Origin of the sequence: uncultured Flavonifractor sp. (genome assembly GCF_944385615.1) — a bacterium.
Taxonomy (GTDB): Bacteria; Bacillota; Clostridia; order Oscillospirales; family Oscillospiraceae; genus Flavonifractor.
The window spans coordinates 1-25,540 of sequence record NZ_CALWXV010000005.1; the positions used below are offsets into that span (position 1 = coordinate 1).

The window sequence follows — 25,540 nt, forward strand, 5'->3', positions numbered from 1 at the left end:
TTTGACTTCACATCGTGTTCCTTGCCTCTGAAAACATTGATTTTACTGGACTATCTCATGTTTTCTTATTAGGAGGCAAGTCACAGCGTTTCTTTTTTATATCCGTCCCCTTATATTCTGTCCTGATAAAAACAGAGCAATTCCTCCACCAGCATGGCCGCCGCCGGGGACAGGGGGCTGGACCGGCGGTAGAGCAGGTAGAACTGCCGCTCCAGCAGGGGGCTCTCCGGGGCAAAAATCAGGATTTTTCCCGTCTCCGCCCCCTCCCGGGCGGCACAGCCTGACAGAATGGACACCCCCAGTCCGTTTTTCACCCCCTGGAGGATGCTCTCGGTGCTCTCCAGCTGGGCAGCCAGGGTAAGGCTTTTAGGATCCAGACCCATCCCCTTCAGGTACTGTTCAGCCTGCTTGCGGGTGCCTGAGCCCGGCTCCCGTACCAAAAAGGGGGATTTTCTGAGCGCCTCCGGGGTCATCTGGCCGTTTAAGGCCCGGTACTCCGGGGTATTGGGGGTGGCGATCACCAGCTGCTCGGTGAGGAAAGGGACGCACAGCAGCCCCGTCCGCTGCACCGGCGCCCCCGCCAGGCCCAGCTCCGCCCCATTTTCCGCCATCCACTGGGTCACCTGGCTGCTGTCCCCCTGGCGAATCTGGAAAAACACCTCCGGGTATCGCTGCCGCAGCAGAGGGAGCACCTGGGGCAGCAGATACTGAGAGGGCACCGTAGAGGCGGCAATGGACAGAGTGCCCGAGATGGAGGAGGCGGCGGTGCGCACATCCTGAGCCGCCCGCTGGCACAGCCCCAAAATCTCGGCGGCGTATCGACCCAGCACCCGGCCGGCGGCGGTGAGCCGCAGCTCCTTGGTGGAGCGGACCACCAGCTGGGTTCCCAGCTCGTCCTCCAGGGCGGCTACATGGGCGCTGACGGTGGGCTGGGTGAGGTAGAGGGCCTCCGCCGCCTTGGAAAAGCTGCGCAGACGGGCCACCTGGACAAAAATCTCCAGTTGTTTCAGCTGCATGACTGACCTCCGATTGCTTTTTTTCTTTCAATGGGGTACACTGTCAGTATCAAACCAACAGGGGGTGATGAGATGCCGTATGAAAAGCTGCGCCTGACCGCCATGACCACGGCCGGTGGGTGAGGGGCCAAGATAGGACCGGGCGTCCTAAGGAATGTATTGTCCGGCCTGCCGAAGACGGCAGACCCCAACCTGCTGGTAGGCTATGACTCCAGCGACGACGCCGCCGTCTATAAGGTCAGCGACGACGTGGCTATGATCCAGACGGTAGACTTTTTCCCGCCGGTGGTGGACGACCCCTATACCTTTGGGCAGATCGCCGCCACCAACGCCCTTTCCGACGTATACGCCATGGGCGGCCAGCCTACGCTGGCCATGAACCTGCTGGCCTTCCCCTCCTGCCTGCCGGTGGAGGCGGTGGGGGATATTCTGGCTGGCGGTGCCTCCAAGGTGGTGGAGGCGGGGGCGGTCATTGCGGGTGGCCACAGCATCGAGGACCAGGAACCCAAGTACGGCCTGTGCGTCACCGGACTGGTCCACCCCAGCCGCATCCTCACCAACAGCGGGGCCAAAGAGGGGGACATTCTGGTGCTCACCAAGCCATTGGGCACCGGTATCCTCTCCACCGCCGCCAAGGCGGAGCTGCTGGAAGAGAAGGCGTACAAGCAGATGGTGGAGCTGATGACCACCCTCAACAAGTACGCCGCCCAGGCCGTGGGGCCCATCGCCCTCAGCGCCTGCACCGACGTCACCGGCTTTGGCCTGGTGGGCCATGTGAAGGAGATGGCGGAGGGCTGCGGCAGCACCATAGAGCTGTGGGCGGGCAAAATCCCCATTGTGCCCAAGGCGCTGGAGCTGGCCCGGGACGGCATTATCCCCGCCGGGGCCTACCGAAACATGGATTTTACCGCCAATGACACCCTGGAGGACTCCGCTGTCCCCCGGGAAGTGCTGGACTGCCTCTATGACCCCCAGACCGCCGGCGGACTGCTGCTCAGCGTGCCCGAGGGCAAGCTACAAGAGCTGCTGACCCGCCTCACCGACGCCGGCGTCCCCGCCGCCGCGGTGGGCGCAGTGGTCTCCCGGAGAGAAAAGTTGGTCCACATCAAGCCATAAGATACCGGACAACGGGCGCGCCGCAAGCTGCGGCGCGCCCCTTTTTGTGCCGTTCTTCCCCTCCAGCATACCACACTTTATTGATTTTTCCTATAAAATATATTAAAAGTATAGAGAATCTATATTTCAGTTTTTCACCAACCCGGACTATAATCAGAGCAGAGAAAGATTTATTTGCTTTCCTAAAATTTTTTGAGAGGTGTTGTGTGTGACAAAAGTGAGAGAGCACCTGCCGGTCATTCTGGCCGGGTTGGTGGTAGGCATCGCCTCGGTGGTGCTGGTCGCTCTGGGCAACCCGGTCAATATGGGCTTCTGTATCGCCTGCTTCCTCCGGGACATCGCTGGCGGCGTGGGGCTGCACCAGGCCCCTATCGTGCAGTATATCCGTCCCGAGATCATCGGCCTGGTACTGGGCGCCCTGATTATGGCTCTGGCGGGCAAGGAATTCAAGGTACGGGGCGGCTCCTCCCCCATGACCCGGTTCGTGCTGGGTTTCTGCGTCATGGTGGGCGCCCTCATGTTCCTGGGCTGCCCCCTGCGGATGGTCATCCGCCTGGGCGGCGGCGATGGAAACGCCATTCTGGGTCTCATCGGCTTCATCATCGGTATTTTCGTGGGCACCCTGTTTTTGAAGAAGGGCTTCTCCCTCAAGAAGTCCCAGCCCCAGCCCAAGATTGAGGGCTTACTCATGCCTGCCGTGGGTGTGGGCCTGCTGACCCTGGTGATCGCCGCCCCCGCCTTCATCTTCTTCTCCACCGAGGGCCCCGGCTCCATGCGGGCCCCCATCGCCGCCGCCCTCGTTGTCGGTTTGGTGGTGGGCGCCATCGCCCAGCGCAGCCGCCTGTGCATGGCCGGCGGTATCCGGGATGCCATGATGCTCCGCGACTTCCACCTGCTGATGGGCTTTGTGGCCATCTTCGTGGCAGTGCTGGTGGGCAACCTCATCGTGGGGGCCATGGGCCTCAAGGGCGGCTTTACCCCCGGCTTTGCCGGTCAGGCCGTGGCCCACACCGACGGGCTGTGGAACCTGCTGGGCATGGTGCTGGTGGGTCTGGGCTCCGTCCTGCTGGGCGGCTGTCCCCTGCGCCAGCTCATTCTCTCCGGCAGCGGCAACAGCGACTCCTCCGTAGCCGTGCTGGGCATGGTGGTGGGCGCCGCCTTCTGCCACAACTTCGGCCTGGCCTCCTCCACTGACGGCCCCAGCTTTGCCGGTAAGGTAGCCGTTATCATCGGTCTGGTCCTGGTCTGCGTCATCGGCGTAGGCAACACCAAGAAAGCGTGAGGTGAACGATATGAATCAAGTGGACGCCAGAGGGTATTCCTGCCCCGAGCCGGTGCTCATGACCAAAAATGCCCTGAAAAACGGCACCCCCCTGGTGGTGCTGGTGGACAATGAGACCCCGCTCCAGAATGTGCGCCGGTTTGCCGCCAACAACGGTTACCAGGTGACCTGGAAAGAGGTAGGCGAGGACTATGAGCTCACCATCACCAAGTAAAGAGCACATCGCCACCTTCCACACCCACTTCGGGGCCCTCAGCTTTCACAAGAAGCTGAAGGCCCTGGGGGACAGGGCAGTGATGATGCCGGTGCCCCGCAAGCTGTCTGCCTCCTGCGGCACCTGCGTCAAGTTTTTCCTGCCCTTTGACCCAGCCTGGGCCGACGAAGACCTGGACGGGGTGTACCTCCGCGAGGGGGAGACCTACCAGCTGCTCTTTGAAAACGAGGAAACTTGATAATTCCCCCGGATGGCCTGTACCATCCGGGGGAATTATGCTATACTGAAGAAAAACGGGGGGCGGACAGATATGGACACCATGATTATCGGCATTGCCGGGGGTACCGGCTCGGGCAAAACCACCCTGACCCTGGGGCTGAAGGAACGCTTTGGGGACGCAGTCTCCATCCTGTACCACGACAACTACTACAAGCAGCACGACGAAATGCCCTATGAGGAGCGGTGCAAGCTGAACTACGACCACCCGGACGCCTTTGACACCCAGCGCCTGGTGGACGATCTGGATGCCCTGCGCCGGGGGGAGACTGTGTACAGCCCCACCTATGATTACACTATGCACAACCGGGCTGCCGAGACGGTGGAGGTGCGCCCCGCCAAGGTAATTCTGGTGGAGGGTATCCTCATCTTTGTGGAGCCCGCCCTGCGGGAGCGGATGGACATCAAGCTCTTTGTGGATACCGACGCCGATGTGCGTATCCTGCGTCGTATTCTCCGGGACGTAAAGAAGCGGGGTCGCTCTCTGGACTCGGTGGTGCAGCAATATCTCACTACAGTGAAACCCATGCACGAGCAGTTCGTGGAACCCTCCAAGCGGTACGCTGATTTGATTGTGCCCGAGGGGGGCAAAAATCAGGTGGCTATGGAGATGATTATCGGGCGTATCCGCAGCCATATCACACTGGATTGAATTTGGAATCAGAACGGGGCTGCCGCAATCATGCGGCAGCCCCGTTTTTTAAACAACAGATTTCAATTTGATTCCGCCGCCTGCCTGCGCCCGCAGGCGCATTTCCGATCGCAACCGCCGCATTGCGGCGGCTCTTAGTGCGGAGATGGTGGCAGAACTCTGCACAGCTTCTTTGTAGGAAGGTTTTTCGACAAGCTGAGGCGTCCATTTAGGGTCGCCTTTTTAAGGAAATACTTTCCGCAGTTGGAACAGCTGCCAGATGAGGATTACTGTAATAATGATCCACAGCACCAGCATCAGCACCACCGCCGCCAGACCGGGCACCCCCCAGTCCGACCAGGGCAGCGGCAGGGCCATCAGAGTACCCAGCACCACATTTACATTGCGGCACATCCGCAGGTGCATCCCGCTGACGCCCTGCCCCTCCGCCAGCAAGATCAGGTCGGTGAGCAGTTGAAAGTGGAAATAGAGATTGATACAGGTCACCAGGATGTGGAGCAGGAAAAACCGCTCCAACACCGTCTCCCCGGTGACCAGCACCGCCAGCCATTCTATTACCTCCGCCGTCCCCAGCAGGATGCAGAAGGGCTTGAGCAGAGGCAAATCCCGCAAGTCCTCCCCCAGCAGTTGGATAGCAGAGAAAAAGAGCAGATAACCCGCCCAGTTGGGCAGCACATTTAAGGTTCCCAGGTTCAGGTTGAAGTGGAGAAACACATAGCCCCAGGCAATTTTGGTTAAGCCCCGATAGGCATTACTCATGGACTCACCTCCTCTGGCAGGGCCACACAGGTATGGGTCTGGCCCTCATAGGCAAACTGCACCGCCAGAGCGGCGGGCATGGCGGTCAGGCTCATGCCGTCACCACTGTAAGTGCCGGTGGACACCTGGACCACATCGTCGTCCAGGCCGCCGGTACTCAGGGTAAAGCAGTACTGAGATTCCTCCAAAGCCTGGGCCGGGTCTCCCGTTTCCCCCATAAGAGCCGCTTTCAGCGTCAAGTCCAGAGTATCCCCCGTTTCAGTCGAACAGACCCGGGCGCCGATCCCGGTGCATACCTCCGCAAATATCCCATGGGGATTGGGTGTAAAATCTACGCCACCGCTGTATAGCTGGAACATCCCCTCATCCTGCACCTTCTGGTGCTCCACCCACAGCCGGCACTGAAAATCCACCTCCACCCGTAGGCCAGCCGCCTCCGCCACATAGGTGGTATAAGGGGCCTTGGAACTGGGGCAGAGCCATAGGTCATCCCTTACCCAGGGCTCTAACTTTCCAAGCCGTTCCACCGTCCAGAACATTCCTTCGGGCCGTACCGCTACCTGCTGGACCACCACCCCCATGGTATCATGTCCGTTCAGAGGTATGAAGAACAGGGTGCCAGTATAGCCGCCCGTTCCATCGGCCATCAGGTTCATCACCGACCACTCCGCCTGCCAGGCCGGACGGGACCAGGTAAAACCCAGTTCCCAGAAGGGAGAGCTGTACAGATCGGCCTCTTCAAAGGGCTGTGTGGCCTGCTGCTGTGCCTGCTGCCGGTCCCCCTCCGGGGCCACCATGGCATAATACACCGGGCTGTCGCACAGCACCGCCTGGGCATAGGTATCCAGCGCCCCAGCCACGGTGGTGGGCCGGTTCAGCTGGGCCTTGGCCAGGGCCAGCTCTCCCCGCTCGTCATAGGCGGGCACCGCAGCCGCCCCGCTGGTCCCCACCAGACAGGCCGCCGCCAGCACCAGCGCCACACAGCCAGAGGCCAGGGCCATCCCTTTGGGATAGCGCTTGAAGCGGGCAATGGCCCCAATGCGGGCCTTGATATTGCGCCCTCCGTTGGCCATGGAGGTGGTACCGGGAGCCCGGGCATACCGGTGGTCCGCCATGGACAGCAGAATCACGCCGTATGCCCGCCGGTCCTCTCCCTCCAGCCGCTCCAGCACCCGCTGGTCACACAGGGCCTCGCAGTCGTTCTGGGCCAGGTTCCAGCAATACCACAGCACAGGATTGCACCAGTGGAGGCACCGCAGCACACACATCCCCACCCCGGCCCACAGATCGCCATATTTCAGGTGGAGCAGCTCGTGGAGGAGCACCTTGTCGTCCACCGCCCGGTCCGGAAGCACCAGCACGGGGGACAGCGGCCCGCACACAAAGGCGCTCTCCGCCTCAGTCAGCACCACCACCCGGCGGGGAAGGTTCAGCCCATATTGACCGGCTACCCGCCGGAGCTGATCCAGCACCGCCGGACTGGGCATACCGCCCCGGGCCACCCGCCGCCGCAGGGCCAGATAGGCCAGCCCGAACCACAGCAGCAGTGCCGCCACCCCGGCGGCGTAGAGCAAGAAAAGCAGGTCGGTGACGCTGTTTGGCCCCACAAGGCGGACCAGCGGAATGGGGGCCGTCACCTGTGTGATGCCGTAGGGGTCGGTAAGAGCAGAGGACAGCCCCCGCTCCACCCAGGCTTTGGCCGCCTCCAAAACCACCTGGCCGCCGGGGATCAGCGCCCGCCCCAGCAGCCCGGTGGGCAGCAGCACCCGCAAAGCCAGAATGGCCCATACCCCATACTGCCACCGGGGGGACAGCTTATCCAGAAAAAGCCGTTTGGTGACCAGCAGCAGAACCGCCGCCACTGTGGCGGTGAGAGTCTGCTCCAAAAAGGCCCAGATGTTGTCCACGGGTCATACCTCCATATCGTCCAGCATCTGTTTCAGCTCGGCCCGCTCCTGGGGGGTGAGCTTCTCCTCTTTCAGAAAGGCGGCCACCAGCTTGCCCGCCGAGCCCTGATACACCCGCTCCAGCAGGCCCCGCCGCTCGGCGGCGGCGCAGGCTTCCCGGTCTACCCCCGCCCGATAGCGGTGGGGGGTGTCTGCCTTGTCAATGGCCACCAGCCCCTTGGCCTCCATCCGGGTCAGGTAGGTAAGCACTGTATTGCGGCTCCAGCCGGTGACGGGACGCAGGGCCTCCACCGCCGCCCCCAGGGTCAGCCCCTCCGGGGCGCTCCACAGGGCCTCCAGCACCCGCCACTCCTTATCGCTCAGCTTCATAACCACCCCTCCTACAGCTGTAGTATCCACATAGATACTACAGCTGTAGGAGAATAATGTCAACACTTTCGCCAAATTTTCCGCAAAGCTGAAAAAGACCTACAGACCCGCCCTGAATTGTGGTACAATAGCCGTTGAATGAATTCAATTCGTGAGAAGGGACGGAGACCGGACATGGACAAAATCGGGTTTGACAATCAGCAATATCTGGAGCTCCAATCGGCGCACATCCGGGAGCGGATCCGCCAGTTCGACAATAAGCTCTACCTGGAGTTTGGCGGCAAGCTCTTTGACGACTACCACGCCTCCCGGGTGCTGCCGGGATTTGAGCCGGACAGCAAGATCCGTATGCTCAAGGAGCTGCGGGACTCGGTGGAGGTGGTGATTGCCATCTGCGCCAACGATATTGAGAAAAACAAGGTCCGTGGGGACCTGGGCATCACCTACGACGTGGACGTGCTGCGGCTGATCGACGCCTTCCGCAGCCAGGGCCTGCTGGTGGGCAGCGTGGTAGTCACCCAGTATGCCGGTCAGCCCGCCGCCGACGCCTTCCAGCGTCGTATGGAGCATTTAGGCGTAAAAACCTACCTCCACTACCCCATCGCCGGCTACCCCCACAACACCACCCTCATCGTCAGCGACGAGGGCTATGGCAAAAACGACTATATCGAGACCACCCGGCCCCTGGTGGTGGTCACCGCCCCCGGCCCCGGCAGCGGCAAGATGGCGGTATGTCTGTCCCAGCTGTACCACGAGTACAAGCGGGGAATCAAGGCGGGCTATGCCAAATTTGAGACCTTCCCCATCTGGAATCTGCCCCTTCAGCACCCGGTGAACCTGGCCTATGAGGCGGCCACCGCCGACCTGGGGGATGTGAACATGATCGACCCCTTCCACCTGGCCGCCTACAATGTGACCACGGTGAACTACAACCGGGATGTGGAGATCTTCCCTGTCCTGTCCGCCATGTTTGAAAAGATCATGGGAGAGTGCCCCTACAAGTCTCCCACCGACATGGGGGTGAATATGGCGGGCAAGTGCATCGTGGACGACGAGGCGGTGTGTGCCGCTGCCCGGCAGGAGATCGTCCGCCGGTACTATGCCGCCCTGTGTGACCGCCGGGTGGGGGTTGCCGACAACGAACTGGTGTACAAGCTGGAGCTGGTAATGCAGCAGGCCCATGTGGACACCTCCATCCGGTCTGTGGTGGCCGCCGCCGCCCAGGTGGCCGAAGAGACCGGCAATCCCGCCGGAGCCATCGAGCTGCCTGACGGCGAGGTGGTCACCGGCAAGACCACCGATCTGATGGGGGCCTCCTCCTCCACCCTGCTCAACGCTTTGAAGCGGCTGGCCGGCATCGACCATGAACACCATTTGATCTCCCGGGAGGCCCTGGAGCCCATTCAGCAGGTAAAGGTCCACCACCTTGGCTCGGTAAATCCCCGGCTCCATTCCGATGAGATCCTCATCGCCCTGGCCATCTCCGCCACCACCAATCCGCTGGCCAAGCAGGCCCTGGATCAGCTCTCCGCCCTGCGGGGATGCGAAGCCCACTCCTCTGTCATTCTCTCCCCGGTGGACTCGAGCACTTACAGCCGCCTGGGCCTCCGCCTTACCTGTGAGCCCCAGTATGAGACCAATAAGCTGTACCATAAGTAATTTTTTAGTTTTTTCACTACATTTTGTATTTTATTTGACCATAAAAAATGGACGCGGCCTTTTTTGCCGCGTCCATTTTTTCGTCTCTGTCTCAGGCTGCCAGCGCCTCCGCCGGGATCTCAAAGTCAGCCACATTGTCAAAGTTGAAGCAATCCATGGTGATCTGCATCTTGCCAATGGTAATGCTGCCTGCCCCCATGCTGGAGAACATCTTGGTCATCATGGCCTGCATCACGTCGGTCATGTCCATGTAGTAGCGCACCGGATAGCCGGTCTCCTGGTCGATCCACACGGTGATGGGCATATCCTCCATATCGCTGTACAGATCGCTCAGATCCACAGAGCTGCCCAGGCTGGACTCCAGGTTGGAGGTGGCGCCGCTGGCCTTCATCACTTCCTCCATGGCATCTCCCCGGATGACGCCGGAGTACTTGTCGGTGGTCATACCGTTGATCTCCTCAGTACCCTCATAGGCATAGTCAACCCCGCTCTCCAGATAGAGGTCCATGCTCTGCTGGGCGTCATACTGCTGCAAATCGTCAATCTCCATGGTCTGCACCGTCCAGCTGGTGCCGTCATACAGATAGGTGCTGCACTGCTCCCCGTCCTGCTGCGCGTAAACGCTCATAGACACAGCACCCAGCTCTCCCATGCTCACGGTCATATCGGCCTTCAGCTTCATGGGGTCGTTGAAGCAGGACATATTCATGGTGGTATCTGTCTCGATACTCTGTCCCATGGCCGACATATCCATTTCCATAAACATGGTGGCATCCATACTCTGTATGGCGTTGATCTTTTCCAGGGCAGCCTGGATCTTCTCTGCGGAATTGCCTTTGTTGGTGGTACCGCCGCAGGCAGTGACGGAGAGGGCCAAAAGTCCCCCCAGCGTAAGGGCCGCTGCTCTTCTTCCAAATTTCATTGGATGTACCTCCTTCTTTCTTCCATCCCGCCGTTTCCTACCGGCGGGGTAGGTATCGTAAGTTTACCATACAAACGATCATTTGTCTTGTGTTTTTTCTGAAGGTTTTCTGAAATAGAAAAAAGTTTATCTTCCACTGAAAAAAACTCCCCGGCATCAAGGTTTTGGGCCAAAGCCCAAAACGCTTGGCCGAGGACGCTGCCCCCCACGCCACAAAAAACGAGCCGGGCTGAGATCAGCCCGGCCCTTGCGTATTCTGTTAGTCTGCCTCTTCCTGCATCGCCTTGGCGGCCTCGATGGCCTTCTCCTGAGCGGCGGGGGGCGCGTCCTCATAGCGGACAAAGTGGAAGGTGAAGGAGCCTCTGCCCTGGGTCATGGACCGCAGGTCAATGGCATAGCGGCTCATCTCCGCCATGGGCACCTCGGCCTCCACCACCTGGTTGCCGTCGCCGTCGGGATTCATACCCATGACCCGGCCACGGCGCTTGTTCAGATCGCCGATGACGTCGCCCATGTAGCTGTCGGGGATGGTAACCTTCAGCTCGCCGATGGGCTCCAGCAGCACAGGGCTGGCCTGGGGCATACCGGCCTTGTAGGCCAGCTGCACGGCAGTCTTGAAGGCCATTTCGGAGGAGTCCACCGGATGGTAGGAGCCGTCAAACAGGGTGGCCTTCAGATACACCACGGGATAGCCCGCCAGCACGCCGTGGACCACGGCCTCCCTCATACCCTTTTCCACTGCGGGGAAGTAGTTCTTGGGCACAGCGCCGCCCACGACCTCCTCGCAGAACTGGAGCTCCTCGGTGTCGCCGGGCTCAAAGCGCATCCACACGTCGCCGAACTGGCCGTGGCCGCCGGTCTGCTTCTTGTGGCGGCCCTGGACCTCCACCTTCTTGCGGATCTTCTCCCGGTAGGCCACACGGGGCTCGGACAGCTCGGCATCCACGCCGAAGCGGCTCTTCAGCCGGGAAACGATAACGTCCATCTGCATATCGCCGGTGCCGGAGACCACCATCTGATGGGTCTCGGCGTTGTTTACCCAGTTGAAGGTCAGATCCTCCTCGTTGAGGCGGGTGAGGCCGGCGGCAATCTTGTCCTCCTGGCCCTTAGTCTTGGGGGAGATGGCCACGGAATAGCAGGGCTCGGGGAAGGGGATGGGCTCGATCTTGACCACCTTACGGGGATCGGACAGGGTATCGCCGGTCTTGACCTTGTCCATCTTGCCGATGGCGCCGATGTCGCCGCACTCCAGCTCCTTGACCTCCTCGGCCTTCTTGCCCTTCATGACGTACAGGCGGCCCAGCTTTTCAGTGGCGCCGGTACGGGAGTTGACCATCTGCATATCGGGCTTCAAGTTGCCGGAGAGCACCTTCACATAGGAATACTTGCCGTACTGGTCGGAAACAGTCTTCCACACCAGGGCGCAGGGCAGAGCGCCGGGGAAGGCCACGAACTCATCCAGCTCACCCTTCTCATTCTCACCCATAAGGGGGCGGCCCTCCAGGGGAGAGGGCAGCAGCTCCACGATGATGTCCAGCAGCATACGGGTGCCCAGGCCGGTGATGGCGGAGCCACACACCACAGGGAAGAGGGACAGGTCCTTGACGCCCTGGCGCAGGCCCTGGATCATCTCGGCATAGGTGAAGTCCTCGCCGGAGAAGTACTTGTCCATCAGCTCCTCGCTGGTCTCGGCCACGGATTCCTTCAGCGCGTCATACAGCTCGTCCAGCACCGGCAGCTTCTCCTCGGGCACGTCGATCTCCACGCGCTCGCCCTTGGGGCCGGCCTCAAAGGCACGCTTATGGAGTACGTCGATAAAGCCGATGACCTTTTTGTCGGCGTCCCAGATAGGGGCCACCACGGGGGCGATGTTCTTTCCGAAGCGCTCCCGCAGGGTGTCAAAGGCGGCGTTGTAGTCGGAATTGTCCTCGTCGGTCTTGGAGATGTAGAGCAGCCGGGGCAGCTTGCGCTGCTGGCACAGCTTCCACGCCTTTTCAGCGCCCACGCTCATACCGCCCTTGGCGGAGCAGACGATGATGGCGGCGTCGGACACCTGAAGGGCCTCCACCACCTCACCGGAGAAGTCGAAATAACCCGGGGTGTCCAGCACATTGATCTTACAGCCGTTGTACTCAATGGGGGCCACCGCGGTGGAGATGGAAATCTGACGGCGGGTCTCTTCGGGATCATAATCACAAACGGTGTTGCCGTCGGCGGGATTGCCCAGCCGGGGGGTGCCACCGGTCAAATACAGCATGCTTTCCGCCAGGGAGGTCTTTCCGTTGCCACCGTGTCCCAGCAGACATACGTTGCGGATATTTTGTACGGAATAGCTCATAGTTTGTTTCCTCTCCTTACATTTGGAATCGCGAGCCGCAGTAGAAATACTGCTGTTGTCCATTATACACGAAGCGCCCGGCACTTACAACAAAAACTTTAGAAAAATCGCGCAAACTCCCCAGTAAAACAGTGCAACGCCCCACCGCACAAGCGGTGGGGCGTTGCGGCAGCTATGCTCCGAAACGCGCCTGCGGGCACAGGCAGGCGGTAAAATCCAATCAGAATCCGTCCTTTCCGGGGACGCAGCAACGTAAAGGGCTTACAACAAAGCCAGCACCTGCTCCGGCTCCGGCATAGAGCGGATCGCGCCCCGGCGGGTGGTGACCAGATAGGCCGCGGCGTTGGCAAAGCGCAGCATCCGGGAAAGGTCCTCAGAAGTGAGCTGCTCCAGACCATGTTCCAACAGGAAATTCAGAACGCAGGCACAGAAGGTATCTCCCGCACCGGTGGTCTCGATGACGCCGCCCAGAGACAGGCCGGGCTGAAACACCCGAAGCCCCTGATAGTAGGAAATACTTCCCTGCGCGCCCGCAGTCACATTGACCAGTTGAAGGTTGGGAAATTGAGCGTTCAGCTTGGCCGCTCCGGCGTTAAAATCGCGCTCCCCGGTGAGAAAGAGCAGCTCATCGTCGGAGATCTTCAGCACGTCGCACTGTGCAAGCCCCCAGTTGATCTGCTCTCTGGCCTGCTCCAGGCTGCCCCACAGAGGCGGACGGAGGTTGGGGTCAAAAGAGAGGATACAGCCCTCAGACCGGGCCAGCGCCACCGCCTTTTGGGTAGCGCTGCGCACAGGTTCGCCGGTGAGGGAAAAAGACCCAAAGTGGAAGATCTTGGCTCCGGCAATGATATCCTCCGGCACTTCGTCCGGGGTGAGGAGGGCGTCCGCTCCGGGGTCCCGGTAAAAGGAGAAGTCCCGGTCCCCGTTTTCCGCGGTTTTGACAAAGGCCAACGTGGTATGGCTATGGGTATCCACCACCAGGCCGTCCATGGAGATCCCCGCCTCCAGGCCCACCTGGCGCAGGAAATGCCCAAACTGGTCGTCTCCCACCTTCCCGATAAACGCGGTCCGCTTGCCCAGCTTGGCCAGCATAGCCAGCACGTTGCAGGGCGCGCCGCCGGGGTTGGCTTCATAGAAGGGATTGCCTTGGGCGCTGGCTCCGTTGTGGGTAAAGTCAATCAGCAGCTCGCCCAGGGCAGCAACATCAATGTTTTTATTCACACTTCCACCGCCTTCTCAAACCATAAGGTCATACTTTTCCACGTCCACCAGGACCTGACCGTCCGCCTCAAAGGTAATGGCGTCGGCCTCCTGTCGGGTATAGATCACAGAGCTGGCCGCCTGCTCGCCATCGTTGACAAATACCTCCACGCTAAACCGGTCCAGAATGATCCGCAGCTTCACTTCCCCGTTCTGAGGCCGCACCAGGAAGCTGCGGGTGTGGACGATATCGTGGGGCAGACCGCTGCGGGTGCGGTCAATTTTCAGGGTGCTTTCGCTGGGCTTATAGCGGATAATGGTATCGTGGGCGCCGTCCTTGGCCACATGGATGCGGAACCAGCGGTACATCTCGCCTCCGGTGGGCCGGACGGTCACGGTCATATCCACGACCCGCCCCTGGATGCCCGGCAGGTTGACCTCCCCGCTGACCGGAATGTCACGATGAAGCACCCGCTGTCCCCGGCAGGCCTCCAGCTCCCGGACGGGACGCTGGCACAGCCGCCCGTTCCGCAGGAACAGCTCCCGGGGGAGGGTCATCTGGCCAAACCAGCGGCAGTGGGCGGGTTTGGCTCCCGCCGTAGCCCAGTTCTGCATCCAGGCGATCATGACCCGCCGCCCATCCGGGGTAAGGAGGGTCTGGGGTGCATAGAAGTCCAGACCATAATCCACCGCCTGAACCGTCTGACGGTGAAACTCCATGCTCTTGGGATCGCAATCTCCAATCAGGCACAGGGCGTTATTGCCCGCGTGGAACTCCAGACCGATGGGGTACATATCCTGGGGGCTGGTAAGAAGGATCTGCCCGCCGTCCAGAGGGAAGAAATCAGGACATTCCCACATTTTCCCGTACTGATTGTGGCAGGCGTCCAGGGTACGGACATAGTCCCACTTCAGTGCATCCCTGCTTTGGTAGAGGAGAATGGCCCCGCTGTCATCGGGAGTTCGGTTGCCGATAACGGCATAGTAGGTTCCGTCCGCCGCTTGCCACACCTTGGGGTCCCGGAAATCTATTGCGCTGCCCCCCTCCGGCAGGTCATTTTTGGTCAGCACCGGGTTGAGGGCGTACTTCTCGTAGTTTAATCCATCGCCAATGGCTACGCACTGGGTCTGGATATCCCGGAGGAACCCCTCTTCATCCCGCTCCCGCTGCACGCCGGTGTACATCAGCAGCTGCCGCCCGTCGGGCAGCTCCACCGCGCCGCCGGAAAAGCAGCCGGCAGCGTCAAAGGGCTGGTCGGGGGCCAGGGCGGCGGGCAGCCGCTCCCAGTGGATGAAATCCTCTGTGGTCAGGTGTCCCCAGTGCATGGGGCCCCACTCATTGGAATAGGGGTGGTACTGGTAGAACAGGTGGCACTTTCCTTGGTAGAAGGAAAAGCCGTTGGGGTCGTTCATCCAGCCGATGGTGGGGGTGGCGTGGAACGCGGGGCGCTCCGCCGCCGGGATGTGGGGCCCATACTGGGCTTCAAACTCTCGTGCCTTTTGCAGCTGTGTGCTAACCATAGAATCTCATCCTTTGATGTAATTTGAGTGCAAAACTTAGCTTTCCGCCCCGGTATAGCGGTCATAGGCGGCCTGATAGACCTGAAGCAGGTCGTCCATGCCGCATTTTTGGACCAGGAATTGCTTATATTCCTCCCACTCTTCATCGGTGATGGGGCCGCCCCCCTGGCCGCCGTTTTTCAGCCAAAGGCCCTCCTGCTCCCGGACAGCCGTCTCAAAGTCCGGTTTATGCCAGTCCAGGGTCTCCATCTCCATGCTGGTAAAGGTACAGTCCACCGGATAGACGCTGGTGTCCTTCACATAGGGCATCCAGTCCTCGGCCAGCCAGGTCAGACGGTTGATGGCGTTGGGCTCCATATAAAAGACGTCCCGGTAATACTCCGCCAGAATCAGTTTGGGGCCGTAGGTCTCATACTGGTTGCGCAGCTCTCCGGCGCTCTTGCCGTATTTCTCTTTGGCCTCTTCATCTGTGATGGACATCCACATGTCGTTTTCATCCTGACCGGTGAAGTAGACGCCGATGGGACCATAGTGCAGCTGCATCATCGTCTCCCCGTCGTACCACTGGTCAAAGAACTTCAGCAGATTGATGGGACTCTGGCACTTGCCGGTAATACACAGCTGGCCGGAGGTGATGGGAGAGCCGGGGCGGATGGTGATCTCGCAGACATCCTCATACTGGGTGCCCTTCGGGCCGGACAGGGGCGGCAGAAACACATAGTCGTCGGCATACTCCCCCATCAGCTCGTCGATGTACCACCAGGTGGACACCCCCACATAGCCCTGCTGGCACTTGGCCATGAGCTGGCTGTCGCTCTGGCTGAACATCTCTACATCCATAAGGCCCTCGCTGAACCAGGTGTGGAAGTAGTCCATACAGTCCCGGTAGGCGTCGGAGACACAGACAAATTCCACGGTACCATCGCTTTTCAGGTGCAGGTCATTGCACACGTCGTTGGGCCAGTTGGTAAAGCCAAAGCCGGAGTAAAAGATATTCTGGCCCCAGCACCACTGGTCAAAGCCGGTGGACATGGGAATGGTGGAACCTGCGGCATTGCCGTAGTAGGTGTGGGACATATCGTTTTCCTGGAAGGCTTTCAGGGCGTCGTGGAGCTCGTCCAGCGTGGTGGGTACCGGCAGACCCAGCTCGTCCAGCCACGCCTTGTTAATCATGCTGAACTGGGGGATGGTATAGATGGAGTAAGCGTCGTCCAGGTCCGCGCCGATCCCGGCGGTGGTCATCTGCTCCCCGGATGGCAGCCCGTAGATCTTGCCGTCCTCCTGGGTGATGGCGGCCCTAATCTCCGGGTGCTCCTCCAGAATGGCGCACAGGTTGGGCATGATGTCTTCGGTCAGATAGGGAGTCAGGTCCAGGAAGGTGCCGTCATCCCCATACCGGGCCAGATCATAGTTGGAAAAGCCCACGCCCATAAAGGCGTCTGGGTACTGGCCGCCGGTAATGCGGATGTTCACTTGCTCGGCCAGAGAATCGGACATGGTTTCCCAGTTGATCTTGATGCCCACATTCTCCTGCAGCGCGTTGAGTACCTCGTTGTTTTCATAGCCGCTGGACAGCGCGGAGATGCCCCCCATGATGTTAAATTCCGTCTGCTCGGTGTTGGGGTTGATTTCTCCGGTGTTCACGTTGTTTACCAGACCGCTGGAGCACCCGGACAAGCCCGACACCAGCAGAACAGCCGTCAGGGAGGCGGCAAGTCCCCGTTTCCAATGTTGTTTCATGGTCCTATCTCCTTTCTCAGCCCTTCACCGCGCCGGCCATAAAGCCCTTTTCAAAATGCTTCTGCACAAAGGGATAGACAACCAGCATGGGCACTGCCGCCACGATCATGGAGCAGAACTTCAAAAGCTCGGTGAGCTTGTTCAGCTCGGCGTAGCCGCCAGAGATGGTGGCGGCCTGGGAGGCGGAGGCGGAGCTCTTGATGAGAATATTCCGCATGACCAGGGGCAAAGGAGAACCCTTGCCGCCCAGATAAATGAGAGCGGTAAACCAGTCGTTCCAGTAGGCTACCATGGAAAAAACCGCCATAACGGCCAGAATGGGCTTGGACAGGGGAATGACGATCCGTAGGAAGATCCCCAGCTTGGAGCAGCCGTCCACCCTGGCGGCCTCAATGAGATCCTTGGGGATGTTGTTTTGGAAATAGTTGCGCACAAGGATCATATTGCCCACGGCCACGCCGCCCGGCAGGAACAAAGACCACATACTGCCCACCAGTCCGGTGCTCTTTACCACCAGATAAGTGGGGACCAGGCCGCCGCCGAAGTACATGGTAATCAGGAAGAAGATGCTTAAAAACTTTCGTCCCGGCAGATCTCGCTGGGCCATGGGATAGGCGGTGATATAGAGCATGGTCACAGAGAACACCGTGCCGATCACGGTGTATTTCACCGAGTTGAGAAAGCCGGAGACAATATTGGGGTCCTGGAATACCGCCGCGTATCCGTCCAGCGTGAAGCCGCTGGGAAACAGGAATGTCTTGCCCGCGTATACGTCATAGGGATCGGAGACCGAGGCGATCAGGACATAATAGAGGGGATAGGCCACAATGATAAGTACCACCGCGGTGATGGCCACCAGAACGATATCGCTGGCGCGCTCAGACAGTCCGCGCGCTTTTTTCATAGTCCTTCCCTCCCTTACACAAATTCCACGTCCGAGACCTTGGACGCGATCTTGTTGACGATGAGCAGCAAAATGATATTGACCGCCGTGTTGAACAGTCCCACAGCCGTGGAGTAGCTGTACTTGGCGTTTTCAATGCCCTGCTGATAGACGTACACGGCGATAACGTCGCTGGTGGCTTTGTTCAGGTCTGTCTGAAGGAGCCATACCTTCTCAAAGCCCACATTCATCAGTCCGCCCGCCGCCATGATGAGGTTCAAAATAGCCATGGGCAGCAGCTCAGGCAGGTCGATGTTCTTGATGCGCTGGAACACAGAGGCGCCGTCCATCTTGGCCGCCTCGTAGAGCCCCTGGTCCACATTGGCCAGGGTGGCCAGATAGATGATACACCCCCAGCCCGCGTCCTGCCAGATGCCCGAGGCAATGTAAATGGTGCGAAAGGCGGAGGACTCCGTCAGAAAATCAATGCTGGTGCCAAAGATCAGGTTGATCAGTCCTCCCGAGGGACTCAGGAAGATCCGCAGCATACCGCACACCACCATGATGGAGATAAAGTGCGGGGCATACAGCACCGTCTGGACCAGCCGTTTATAGCGCCGGAACCGGAGCTGATTGATGATTAAGGACAGGATAATGGGGATGGGAAAGGTCCACAGCAGACTGTACAGGCTGATGAGGACCGTGTTTTTGATCATCCGAACACAGGTGGGAGAGCTGAAAAACCGTTCAAACCAATATAGCCCCACCCATTCGCTGCCCATATATCCCCGGCTGGCCTTGAAGTCCCGGAAGGCGATCTGGATGCCGTACATGGGTACGTACTTATAAATGATGGTCAGCACCACAGGGATCAGCAAAAGCAGGTAAAGCTGCCAGTTGTTCAGGATCCGGCGGCTCAAGGGTTTCCCACGGGGGGCAAGCACGCCTGCCGCAGGTTCGCGTATTTGACTCACATTGTCTCACTCCCTATTTTGAAATAAGTGCATTTCATCCGCGCAGCTGTCTTATCCCCTCTTTTCCGCTTCATCTTTCATATACCGGTATACTGCGCGTAACGTTTCACGCAATCAGCAAAAAGAGCACCCTGAAAACGCAGGGCGAAACGTTACACTCAAATTTGAATTCATCATACGCTACATTTCCTTGTTCTGTCAAGGCAATGGATTGGTAATTTTGCACTTCTCTGTTCTTGATAAAAAGGCGTGCCATTTTTTGTGCAATGTGAAAAGAAATAAAAAAACAGCGCAAAATTTCAAAAAACAGCTTGCAAAAAAACGTTTCACAGATATAATGAGGTTGTGTTCTCAACGTTGGATGAACTATGCATGATACGTTTCACAACAACAAAGGCGGTGACGCACATGAGACGGGGTTCCGCTCCAACCATGAAAGATGTAGCCCGGGAGGCGGGCGTGGCGCTGGGAACCGTATCCAAGGTGTTCAACAACGGATCGGTGGGCAAAGAATATCGCCAGAGGGTCCTGGCCGCGGCAGAACAGCTGGGCTACCAGGTCAACAACTACGCCCGTGGCCTGAAAACCAACCGGACCTATGCGGTGGCCGTGGTATTGCCCAATATCATCAACTCCTTTTTCTCGGTTTTGGCCCAAAATCTCTGTCAGGCCCTGACCAAGAGAGGGTATCGGATGTTTTTGTCCATTACAGATTTTGACCCGGAGGCAGAACAGCGGTATATCCATATGGCACAGCAGAACCAAGTGGATGGGATCATCGGGCTGACCTACAATCCAGAGTTGCAGGTGGCGGACAACATTCCCTTTGTCAGCTTTGACCGCTATGTGAGCCCCGATGTTCCCTGCGTGGCCTCGGACAACTTTGGCGGCGGACAGCTGGCGGCCAAAAAGCTGGTGGAGCTGGGCTGTGAGCGGCTGCTGTTTCTGCGCATCGGCTCCACCGTGGCCGGCGAGTCAGACAAGCGGCGCAACGGGTTTAAGTCCTTCTGCCGGGTGGCAAAGGTGGAGCACGATACCCTCTGTCTGTGCGACAGCGACGGCTATGAGCCCTTCCGGACCTTTTTGCAGGCCCATATCCATCAGGGGAAGCTGGACTATGACGGCATTTTCTGCTGTACCGATGTGTTGACCTTGGAGATTCAAAAAATGCTGGGGGAGCTGGGGGTCCGTGCGCCGGAGGATGTGCAGCTCATCGGCTTTGACGGCACGGCCATCCACATGGGCCGCGCGCCCGAGTGCTCCACCATCGTTCAGCCCATCCCCCTTCTGGCGGAAACCTGTGTGGACATTCTCTTAAACGAGGATAAAAGCGACCTGCCCAGTCTGATCTGTCTGCCGGTGAGCTATGCCCCCGGCGGCACCACCCGGGACAAAGCGTAGCACTACCGAGGAGGAGGGCCTATGGCCAGCGAGTATCTCAAATGGAAATACCGGGATGTGCGGCCGGATCAGGCGATAGAGCTGACTCCCCGGCAGAAACGGGCCAACTGGTGGTATTATCACAAATGGTATGTGCTTCTGGGGTTGGGGCTGCTTGCCGCCGCGCTCTATCTGATTGCCAGAGGCCTGGGATTTGGACAGGTAACGCCGGATTACCAGGTGGCCTATGTAGGCTCTGCCGCCCTGCCGGAGGATACCGCAGTGGCTTTAGAGGCCGCCCTGGCGGACTTGGGGACAGACTGTAACGGGGACAGTCAGGTGGTGGTCCGCCTGAACCAATATGTGATGGGAGACAGCTCCGGCGAGGGGGCCGTGTATGCCTACGCAGGCAGCACCAGGCTGATGGCCGATCTGGAGGCCCGGGACAGCTACTTCTTCCTGCTGGAGGACCCGGCGGTCTTTCAGGAGAATTATCAGATCCTGCGCCGTCTGGACGGCAGTCTCCCAGAGGAGACAGACCAGGACTATGAAAGCTGTTATCTGCGCTGGTTGGATTGCCCCGTTCTCCAGGCGCTGCCGCTGGGGGAATACACAGAAAAAATCCTGAACCAGGAGCTCTGTGGAGACAGCCAGGAACTTCTGGCCCCGCTCTTCGTGGCACGGCGGGGCTTTTGGACCGAGCGCACCTGTTCCTATTCCCAGGAATGTGACGCGCTTTGGGATGAAATCACAAGGGGGCGTATCCAGTGAAACGGCGGAACTATGGGCTCACAGTGCTGCTTCTGGCAGGTCTGCTGGGTCTGAGCGGATGTGCGCAGTATCCCGATCAGGCCGTGGACGGCACTTCATGGGACCCAAACTGGACCATGCTTGGGTCCGTACTGGGAGCAGAGGAGCCGGGAAACGGCTTTTCCCTGCTGGACAATTACTCGGTCCTCACGGGAGAAGACCTCTATTATGCCGCCTGGGTAGCCGGGGAACCTTCCGCCTACACCAACGAGGACGGAGAGGACGTGGAGGTCTATGACGCCCAAATCTACCTTCTCCTGGCAGGGTGCGCAGATGAAACCTACGCCCAACAAAATCTGGATACATGGATCGCCAGGGAACAGGAGACCTACACCGTGACAGAGACCTGGACCCAGACCTGTAACGGCCAGGAGTACACCATGCTGTCCTATGAATGCGGCTCGGAGACCAACCCCTACAGCCGGGGGGTATCCGCCTTTACTGTCTACGGAAACTACGCGGTCAGCGCCGAGCTGGCTTGCCGGGAGGATTTTACCGGCCAGGAACAGGACATTCTGATCCAGTTTTTGGACGGATGCCACTACAGCAGCGAGGGAATCTGAAGGAGGAAGTTTTGTGGGTTTGTTTGTACACGAGGACCCGAATTATGATCCTGACGTGCGTCAGGTGGGATTCAACCGCTATAAACAGCTGCTCTCCCGGTACGCCGCCCCCTGGATCAAGCTGAATCTGCTCACGGTGGCGGGGGCCTTCCCTCTGGCGGCCGGCATCGGGTACGCTATTTTGTCCAGCAGTATTCTTCTTCTCATCCCGTTGTCCATTCTGGGCGGGATGATCTGGGGCCCGTTTTTGGCGGGGCTCTATGACGGAATCCTCCGGGGCCTTCGGGACGCGCCGGAACACTGGTGGGCAGCCTGGCGGAAAAGCTGGCGGCAGAATGGCCGGGAGAGCCTGCTTCCCGGGGCGGTCCTGGGTCTGCTGATTGGTATGTACACCTTTATGGCGGCCCTCTTCTGGTGGTCCCCGGCTCCCCAGACGCCGGGCACCGTTGCCCTGTATCTGTTCTCCGGGGCGCTGTTCCTTCTGCTTAATGCCCTTTACTGGCCGCAGCTGGTCCTGTTCCGGCAGACCGCCCGGAACAGGATGAGAAACATCATCCTGTTTACCGCCAAATACGCCTGGCGGATGGTGGGAATCGCCCTCTTGCAGCTGGGCTACAGCCTGATCTATGTACTTTTGGCCCCCTGGACCGTGCTTTTGGTCCCCATTCTGGGACTGTGGTATATCATCTTTTTGTCTCAGTTCCTGATCTATGAACAGATGGATCAGGAGCTGGGCATTGAAGAAAAGTTTCGTGTGTCCTGCTCCTGTCAAAGATAGCCTCCCAAGAAGCATAAGAATTTCCGTATACAAACAGCTACAGCCGCCTGTTGGAGTGATTTCCAACAGGCGGCTGTAGCTTTAAACTTGAGGTGATATGAACCGCCATGGTCCCCACACATGGCAAGGCCCTGCTCTTTCCAAGCCAATTACGGCTGGGTTATGTGACTGCCGTCCAGCGACACGGTATAGGTGACGCAGCTGGCGGTGCCGTCGGGACCGGGGGTGACCTGCTCCAGCTGGCACAGCCAACCGGTTCCCGCCTCATTCAGCCCGGCGCAGATCAGCCGGGATGTGGTGCCGTCGGCGGCTGTCGGCCCGGCCACCATCCCGCTTTCGTCCACTGTCAGCGTTCCGGTATCCCACCCCAGCCAGGCCGCCAGCTTCAGCAGCGCCTGGCTCTGGGTCAGGCCCTGCTCGGTGGCGGCGGCAGAGGTAAAGGCATCCACCGTGGGCTGGGATGGGTCCATGCTCCGGTCGTCCGGCGCATCACCGCTGTAGGCGCTGACCCCACCCCCTCCGGCGGGCTGAGACGGGGCAGGCTCCGGGGTGGTCTCCTCCTGAGATGCCCCGGCCGCGCTCCGGCTGCTTTGCCCGTTTTTGCTTTCGGTTTCAGCCCCCTGGTCGGCCGGCGAGACGGCGGCAATCTCCGCCTGATTTTCCTCCGCGGGCATACTGCTGGGGGCAGCCTGCCCGCTCCCGCCGCCGGTCTGGTCCGTAAGAACCTCCGCCGCAGGCGCAACGGCATTCTGCTGGCTGCCCAACATTCCGTGTTCCCGCCACTGGTCCATGGCCCCCGCCGCCACCAGCGCCAGCACAGCCACCGCCGCCAGGGAGGCCAGGCTCCGCCAGCGCCAACGGCTCTTTTTGCTCTGGAAGGGGGTGACCTTGGCGGCGCGGATCTGGTCCATGACCCCCTCCTTCAGCCCGGCGGGGGGCTGGGCCGCCAGGGTGGGCAGCTCCCGGTGGAGCAGCGCCAGCTCATCAGAGAGGGCCCGGCACGCCGGGCATGCCGACAGATGCTCCTCCAGTTCTTTGCTCTCCTCCCGGCTCAGGGGGCCGTCCAACCGGGCGCTGATGAGTTCCAGCGCCTGGTCACAGCTCAGCATATCGTTCCCTCCTCTCCTTGCGGGGTGTTCCCCGTTGTTCAAGGTATAGACGTGGGAGAATCGAAAAAGTTCCCCTGTTTTTTCAAATGGTTCCGCAGGGCCAGCCGGGCCCGGGCAATGCGGGACTTGACCGTGCCCTCCTCCAGCTCCAGCACCTGGGCAATCTCGCTGTAGGACAGCCCCTCCAGCTCCCGCAGGATGAGTACCCGCCGGTGCTCCGCCGACAGGGCGGCCAGCCCTGCCCGCAGAGCCTCCTGCCGCTCCCGGCGCTCGGCCTCCACATGGGGAGAAAAGCGCTCGTCGGGCAGCTCGGCCTGCCTGGCCTCCTCCTCGTCGTCCAGGGATACCGTCATGGACAGGGCATTGCGCCGCTTCTCCTTCCGAAGAAAGTCGATACACACGTTGCTGGTCAGCCGGTACAGCCAGGTGGCAAAGGAGCTGTCTCCCTGGAACTTGCCCAGCCCCTTCCAGGCGTTGAGAAAGGCCTCCTGACACAGCTCGGCGGCGTCATCCGGGTTATTCGTCATCCGCAGGGCCAGATGATAGATCCGTCCCTGATTCTGCTCCACCAGCTCGGCAAAGGCGGACTCATCCCCCTGCCGGGCCCGCTGGACCAGCTCCCATTCCGGTTTCATACCTTTCTCACCCACTTTCTCCTCAGACGGATATGCCGGCGGCGGATTTACCGCACCGGCTCGTCCCTCAAATCCCGTTTGATACCCGCCGTCACCCTGTAGATATCCTCCAGGGTGGACACATGGCTGATCTGCTCTTTATAGTACCCGGCGTGGGGCACGCCCTTCAGGTACCAGGCATAGTGCTTCCGGGCCTCCAGACAGGCGATGTGCTCCCCCTTCTGGACGGCCGACAGCTCAAACTGCCGCACCGCCGTGTCGCACCGCTGGGCCAGGGGGGGCAGGGGCGGGATCTCCTCCCCCGCCAGAGCCGCCTTGGCCCGCTGAAAGAGCCAGGGGTTTCCAAAGCAGCCCCGGCCGATCATGGCCATATCCGCCCCGGTGTAGTTCAGGATACGTACCGCGTCCCGGGGCTCAAACACATCCCCGTTGGCCATCACCGGGATGGACACCGCCTCTTTTACCGCCCGAATATAGTCCCAGTTGGCGGTGCCGGAGTACATCTGGGTTTTGGTGCGGCCGTGGACGGCCACCGCCGCCACCCCGGCCTCCTCCATGGCCTTGGCAAACTCCACACAGTTGATGGAGCCCTTGTCCCAGCCCAGCCGGAACTTCACCGTCACCGGTTTTCCGCCGGCCCCCCGGATCACCGCCTCGGCCACCCTAACCGCCAGGTCCGGGTTTTTCATCAGCCCCGAGCCGTCCCCGGAGTTGGCCACCTTGGGCACCGGACAGCCCATGTTGATGTCGATAATATCGGCCCCGGAGACCTCCGCCGCGATACCCGCCGCCTGCTCCATACAGGCCGGGTCGCTGCCGAAGATCTGGGCCGCCGCCGGGTGCTCGTCCTCCCCCAGTTTCAAAAGCGGAATGGATTTTTTATCCTGGTAGCACAGAGCCTTTGCGCTCACCATTTCCGTGACGGTATAGCCCGCCCCCAGCTCCCGGCAGATGGTGCGGAACCCCAGGTCCGTCACTCCGGCCATAGGAGCCAGCACCAGAGCCGAATTTATGGTAATATTGCCAATTTTCACAGTGTCCCCCGATGTGTTATAAATAGTAGCGTAACAAGCGTATCATACCACAGGACAGGGGCTTCGGCAAGGTGCTTTCCCCCGTCCGGTCTGTATCGCTTGACAGAAATGACAATGGATAAGGAGCGTTCCAACATGGATAAGTATGTCTGCGATCTCTGCGGCTATATCTACGATCCCGCTGAGGGCGATCCCGACAACGGCGTGGCCCCCGGCACCCCCTGGGAGCAGGTTCCCGCCGACTGGGTGTGCCCCCTGTGCGGCGTGGGCAAGGACCAGTTCTCCAAGCAGTAAGGTTTTTTCCCGCTCTCTTCCGCCTGACCGACGGCAATGCCGCCGGTCAGGCGGCTTTTCTTTTTTGCAGCTTTCTTTTCCTGCTCTTTCATTTCAAGCAATAAACCGT

General features: G+C 59.9%; 25 protein-coding genes. 11 read left to right on the top strand and 14 right to left on the bottom strand.

Going from position 1 to position 25,540, the window contains the following annotated elements; all coding sequences use genetic code 11:
• Positions 1-110: 110 nt before the first annotated feature.
• Positions 111-1,016: a selenium metabolism-associated LysR family transcriptional regulator gene (locus Q0J75_RS02605; RefSeq protein WP_297196509.1), complete on the bottom strand. Its 906-nt coding sequence runs from the start codon at positions 1,014-1,016 to the stop codon at positions 111-113.
• Positions 1,017-1,088: 72 nt separating this feature from the next.
• Here Q0J75_RS02605 and selD point away from each other — a divergent pair, with 72 nt between their 5' ends.
• The 5 genes from selD (at position 1,089) to udk (ending at position 4,556) form a co-directional block, all read left to right on the top strand.
• Entirely contained in the window at positions 1,089-2,132 is a 1,044-nt protein-coding gene (gene selD, locus Q0J75_RS02610) for a selenide, water dikinase SelD (RefSeq protein WP_297196511.1), read from the top strand.
• A gap of 217 nt (positions 2,133-2,349) precedes the next feature.
• Positions 2,350-3,414, top strand: coding sequence for a YedE family putative selenium transporter (gene yedE / locus Q0J75_RS02615; RefSeq protein ID WP_297196644.1), 1,065 nt, complete (start codon positions 2,350-2,352; stop codon positions 3,412-3,414).
• A gap of 10 nt (positions 3,415-3,424) precedes the next feature.
• Complete coding sequence (locus tag Q0J75_RS02620; protein WP_087335613.1) at positions 3,425-3,628, top strand: sulfurtransferase TusA family protein; 204 nt, start codon at positions 3,425-3,427, stop codon at positions 3,626-3,628.
• Positions 3,606-3,866, top strand: a complete 261-nt coding sequence (locus Q0J75_RS02625; RefSeq protein WP_297196514.1) for a DUF3343 domain-containing protein — start codon at positions 3,606-3,608, stop codon at positions 3,864-3,866. Before Q0J75_RS02620 ends, Q0J75_RS02625 begins: the two co-directional genes overlap by 23 nt.
• Before the next feature lie 72 nt (positions 3,867-3,938).
• Positions 3,939-4,556: a uridine kinase gene (gene udk, locus Q0J75_RS02630; RefSeq protein ID WP_297196517.1), complete on the top strand. Its 618-nt coding sequence runs from the start codon at positions 3,939-3,941 to the stop codon at positions 4,554-4,556.
• Positions 4,557-4,778: 222 nt separating this feature from the next.
• On the opposite strand, the gene Q0J75_RS02635 is transcribed toward udk, so the two are convergent.
• From Q0J75_RS02635 to Q0J75_RS02645, 3 genes are read right to left on the bottom strand one after another with little or no spacing between them, the layout of a single operon-like run.
• Positions 4,779-5,315, bottom strand: a complete 537-nt coding sequence (locus Q0J75_RS02635) for a hypothetical protein (protein ID WP_297196519.1) — start codon at positions 5,313-5,315, stop codon at positions 4,779-4,781.
• Entirely contained in the window at positions 5,312-7,222 is a 1,911-nt protein-coding gene (locus Q0J75_RS02640) for a M56 family metallopeptidase (protein ID WP_297196521.1), read from the bottom strand. Before Q0J75_RS02640 ends, Q0J75_RS02635 begins: the two co-directional genes overlap by 4 nt.
• Before the next feature lie 3 nt (positions 7,223-7,225).
• Complete coding sequence (locus tag Q0J75_RS02645) at positions 7,226-7,591, bottom strand: BlaI/MecI/CopY family transcriptional regulator (protein ID WP_297196523.1); 366 nt, start codon at positions 7,589-7,591, stop codon at positions 7,226-7,228.
• Between the two features lie 174 nt (positions 7,592-7,765).
• Between Q0J75_RS02645 and Q0J75_RS02650 the strand changes: the two genes are divergently transcribed.
• On the top strand, positions 7,766-9,250 hold the full coding sequence (locus Q0J75_RS02650) for a DUF1846 domain-containing protein (RefSeq protein ID WP_297196525.1): 1,485 nt from the start codon (positions 7,766-7,768) through the stop codon (positions 9,248-9,250).
• Positions 9,251-9,341: 91 nt separating this feature from the next.
• On the opposite strand, the gene Q0J75_RS02655 is transcribed toward Q0J75_RS02650, so the two are convergent.
• The 7 genes from Q0J75_RS02655 to Q0J75_RS02685 form a co-directional block, all read right to left on the bottom strand.
• Positions 9,342-10,172: a DUF6612 family protein gene (locus Q0J75_RS02655; protein WP_297196527.1), complete on the bottom strand. Its 831-nt coding sequence runs from the start codon at positions 10,170-10,172 to the stop codon at positions 9,342-9,344.
• 259 nt (positions 10,173-10,431) lie between these two features.
• Complete coding sequence (locus Q0J75_RS02660) at positions 10,432-12,510, bottom strand: elongation factor G (protein WP_297196529.1); 2,079 nt, start codon at positions 12,508-12,510, stop codon at positions 10,432-10,434.
• Positions 12,511-12,771: 261 nt separating this feature from the next.
• Positions 12,772-13,731 carry a carbohydrate kinase family protein gene (locus tag Q0J75_RS02665; protein ID WP_297196531.1) on the bottom strand — a complete coding sequence of 320 codons (960 nt, stop codon included), beginning with the start codon at positions 13,729-13,731 and terminating at the stop codon, positions 12,772-12,774.
• 15 nt (positions 13,732-13,746) lie between these two features.
• Positions 13,747-15,231 (bottom strand): glycoside hydrolase family 32 protein, encoded by a 1,485-nt coding sequence (locus tag Q0J75_RS02670; protein ID WP_297196533.1) that lies wholly within the window; start codon positions 15,229-15,231, stop codon positions 13,747-13,749.
• 36 nt (positions 15,232-15,267) lie between these two features.
• On the bottom strand, positions 15,268-16,971 hold the full coding sequence (locus Q0J75_RS02675) for an extracellular solute-binding protein (RefSeq protein ID WP_297196535.1): 1,704 nt from the start codon (positions 16,969-16,971) through the stop codon (positions 15,268-15,270).
• A gap of 16 nt (positions 16,972-16,987) precedes the next feature.
• A complete protein-coding gene (locus tag Q0J75_RS02680) occupies positions 16,988-17,875 on the bottom strand; it encodes a carbohydrate ABC transporter permease (RefSeq protein ID WP_297196537.1) in 888 nt (295 codons plus the stop codon).
• A gap of 14 nt (positions 17,876-17,889) precedes the next feature.
• On the bottom strand, positions 17,890-18,828 hold the full coding sequence (locus Q0J75_RS02685; protein ID WP_297196539.1) for an ABC transporter permease: 939 nt from the start codon (positions 18,826-18,828) through the stop codon (positions 17,890-17,892).
• 408 nt (positions 18,829-19,236) lie between these two features.
• Here Q0J75_RS02685 and Q0J75_RS02690 point away from each other — a divergent pair, with 408 nt between their 5' ends.
• From Q0J75_RS02690 to Q0J75_RS02705, 4 genes are read left to right on the top strand one after another with little or no spacing between them, the layout of a single operon-like run.
• Positions 19,237-20,229, top strand: coding sequence for a LacI family DNA-binding transcriptional regulator (locus Q0J75_RS02690; RefSeq protein WP_297196541.1), 993 nt, complete (start codon positions 19,237-19,239; stop codon positions 20,227-20,229).
• Between the two features lie 21 nt (positions 20,230-20,250).
• Entirely contained in the window at positions 20,251-20,979 is a 729-nt protein-coding gene (locus Q0J75_RS02695) for a hypothetical protein (protein WP_297196543.1), read from the top strand.
• A complete protein-coding gene (locus Q0J75_RS02700; RefSeq protein ID WP_297196545.1) occupies positions 20,976-21,581 on the top strand; it encodes a hypothetical protein in 606 nt (201 codons plus the stop codon). The genes Q0J75_RS02695 and Q0J75_RS02700 overlap by 4 nt, the downstream gene beginning before the upstream one ends.
• Before the next feature lie 13 nt (positions 21,582-21,594).
• Positions 21,595-22,359 (top strand): hypothetical protein, encoded by a 765-nt coding sequence (locus Q0J75_RS02705; protein ID WP_297196547.1) that lies wholly within the window; start codon positions 21,595-21,597, stop codon positions 22,357-22,359.
• 149 nt (positions 22,360-22,508) lie between these two features.
• Here Q0J75_RS02705 and Q0J75_RS02710 read toward each other — a convergent pair whose 3' ends face one another.
• From Q0J75_RS02710 to dusB, 3 genes are read right to left on the bottom strand one after another with little or no spacing between them, the layout of a single operon-like run.
• Complete coding sequence (locus Q0J75_RS02710; protein ID WP_297196549.1) at positions 22,509-23,468, bottom strand: zf-HC2 domain-containing protein; 960 nt, start codon at positions 23,466-23,468, stop codon at positions 22,509-22,511.
• Between the two features lie 38 nt (positions 23,469-23,506).
• Positions 23,507-24,103: an RNA polymerase sigma factor gene (locus Q0J75_RS02715; RefSeq protein ID WP_297196551.1), complete on the bottom strand. Its 597-nt coding sequence runs from the start codon at positions 24,101-24,103 to the stop codon at positions 23,507-23,509.
• 47 nt (positions 24,104-24,150) lie between these two features.
• On the bottom strand, positions 24,151-25,137 hold the full coding sequence (dusB, locus tag Q0J75_RS02720; RefSeq protein WP_297196553.1) for a tRNA dihydrouridine synthase DusB: 987 nt from the start codon (positions 25,135-25,137) through the stop codon (positions 24,151-24,153).
• Positions 25,138-25,272: 135 nt separating this feature from the next.
• Here dusB and rd point away from each other — a divergent pair, with 135 nt between their 5' ends.
• Positions 25,273-25,431, top strand: coding sequence for a rubredoxin (gene rd / locus Q0J75_RS02725; RefSeq protein WP_087335480.1), 159 nt, complete (start codon positions 25,273-25,275; stop codon positions 25,429-25,431).
• Positions 25,432-25,540 lie beyond the last annotated feature (109 nt).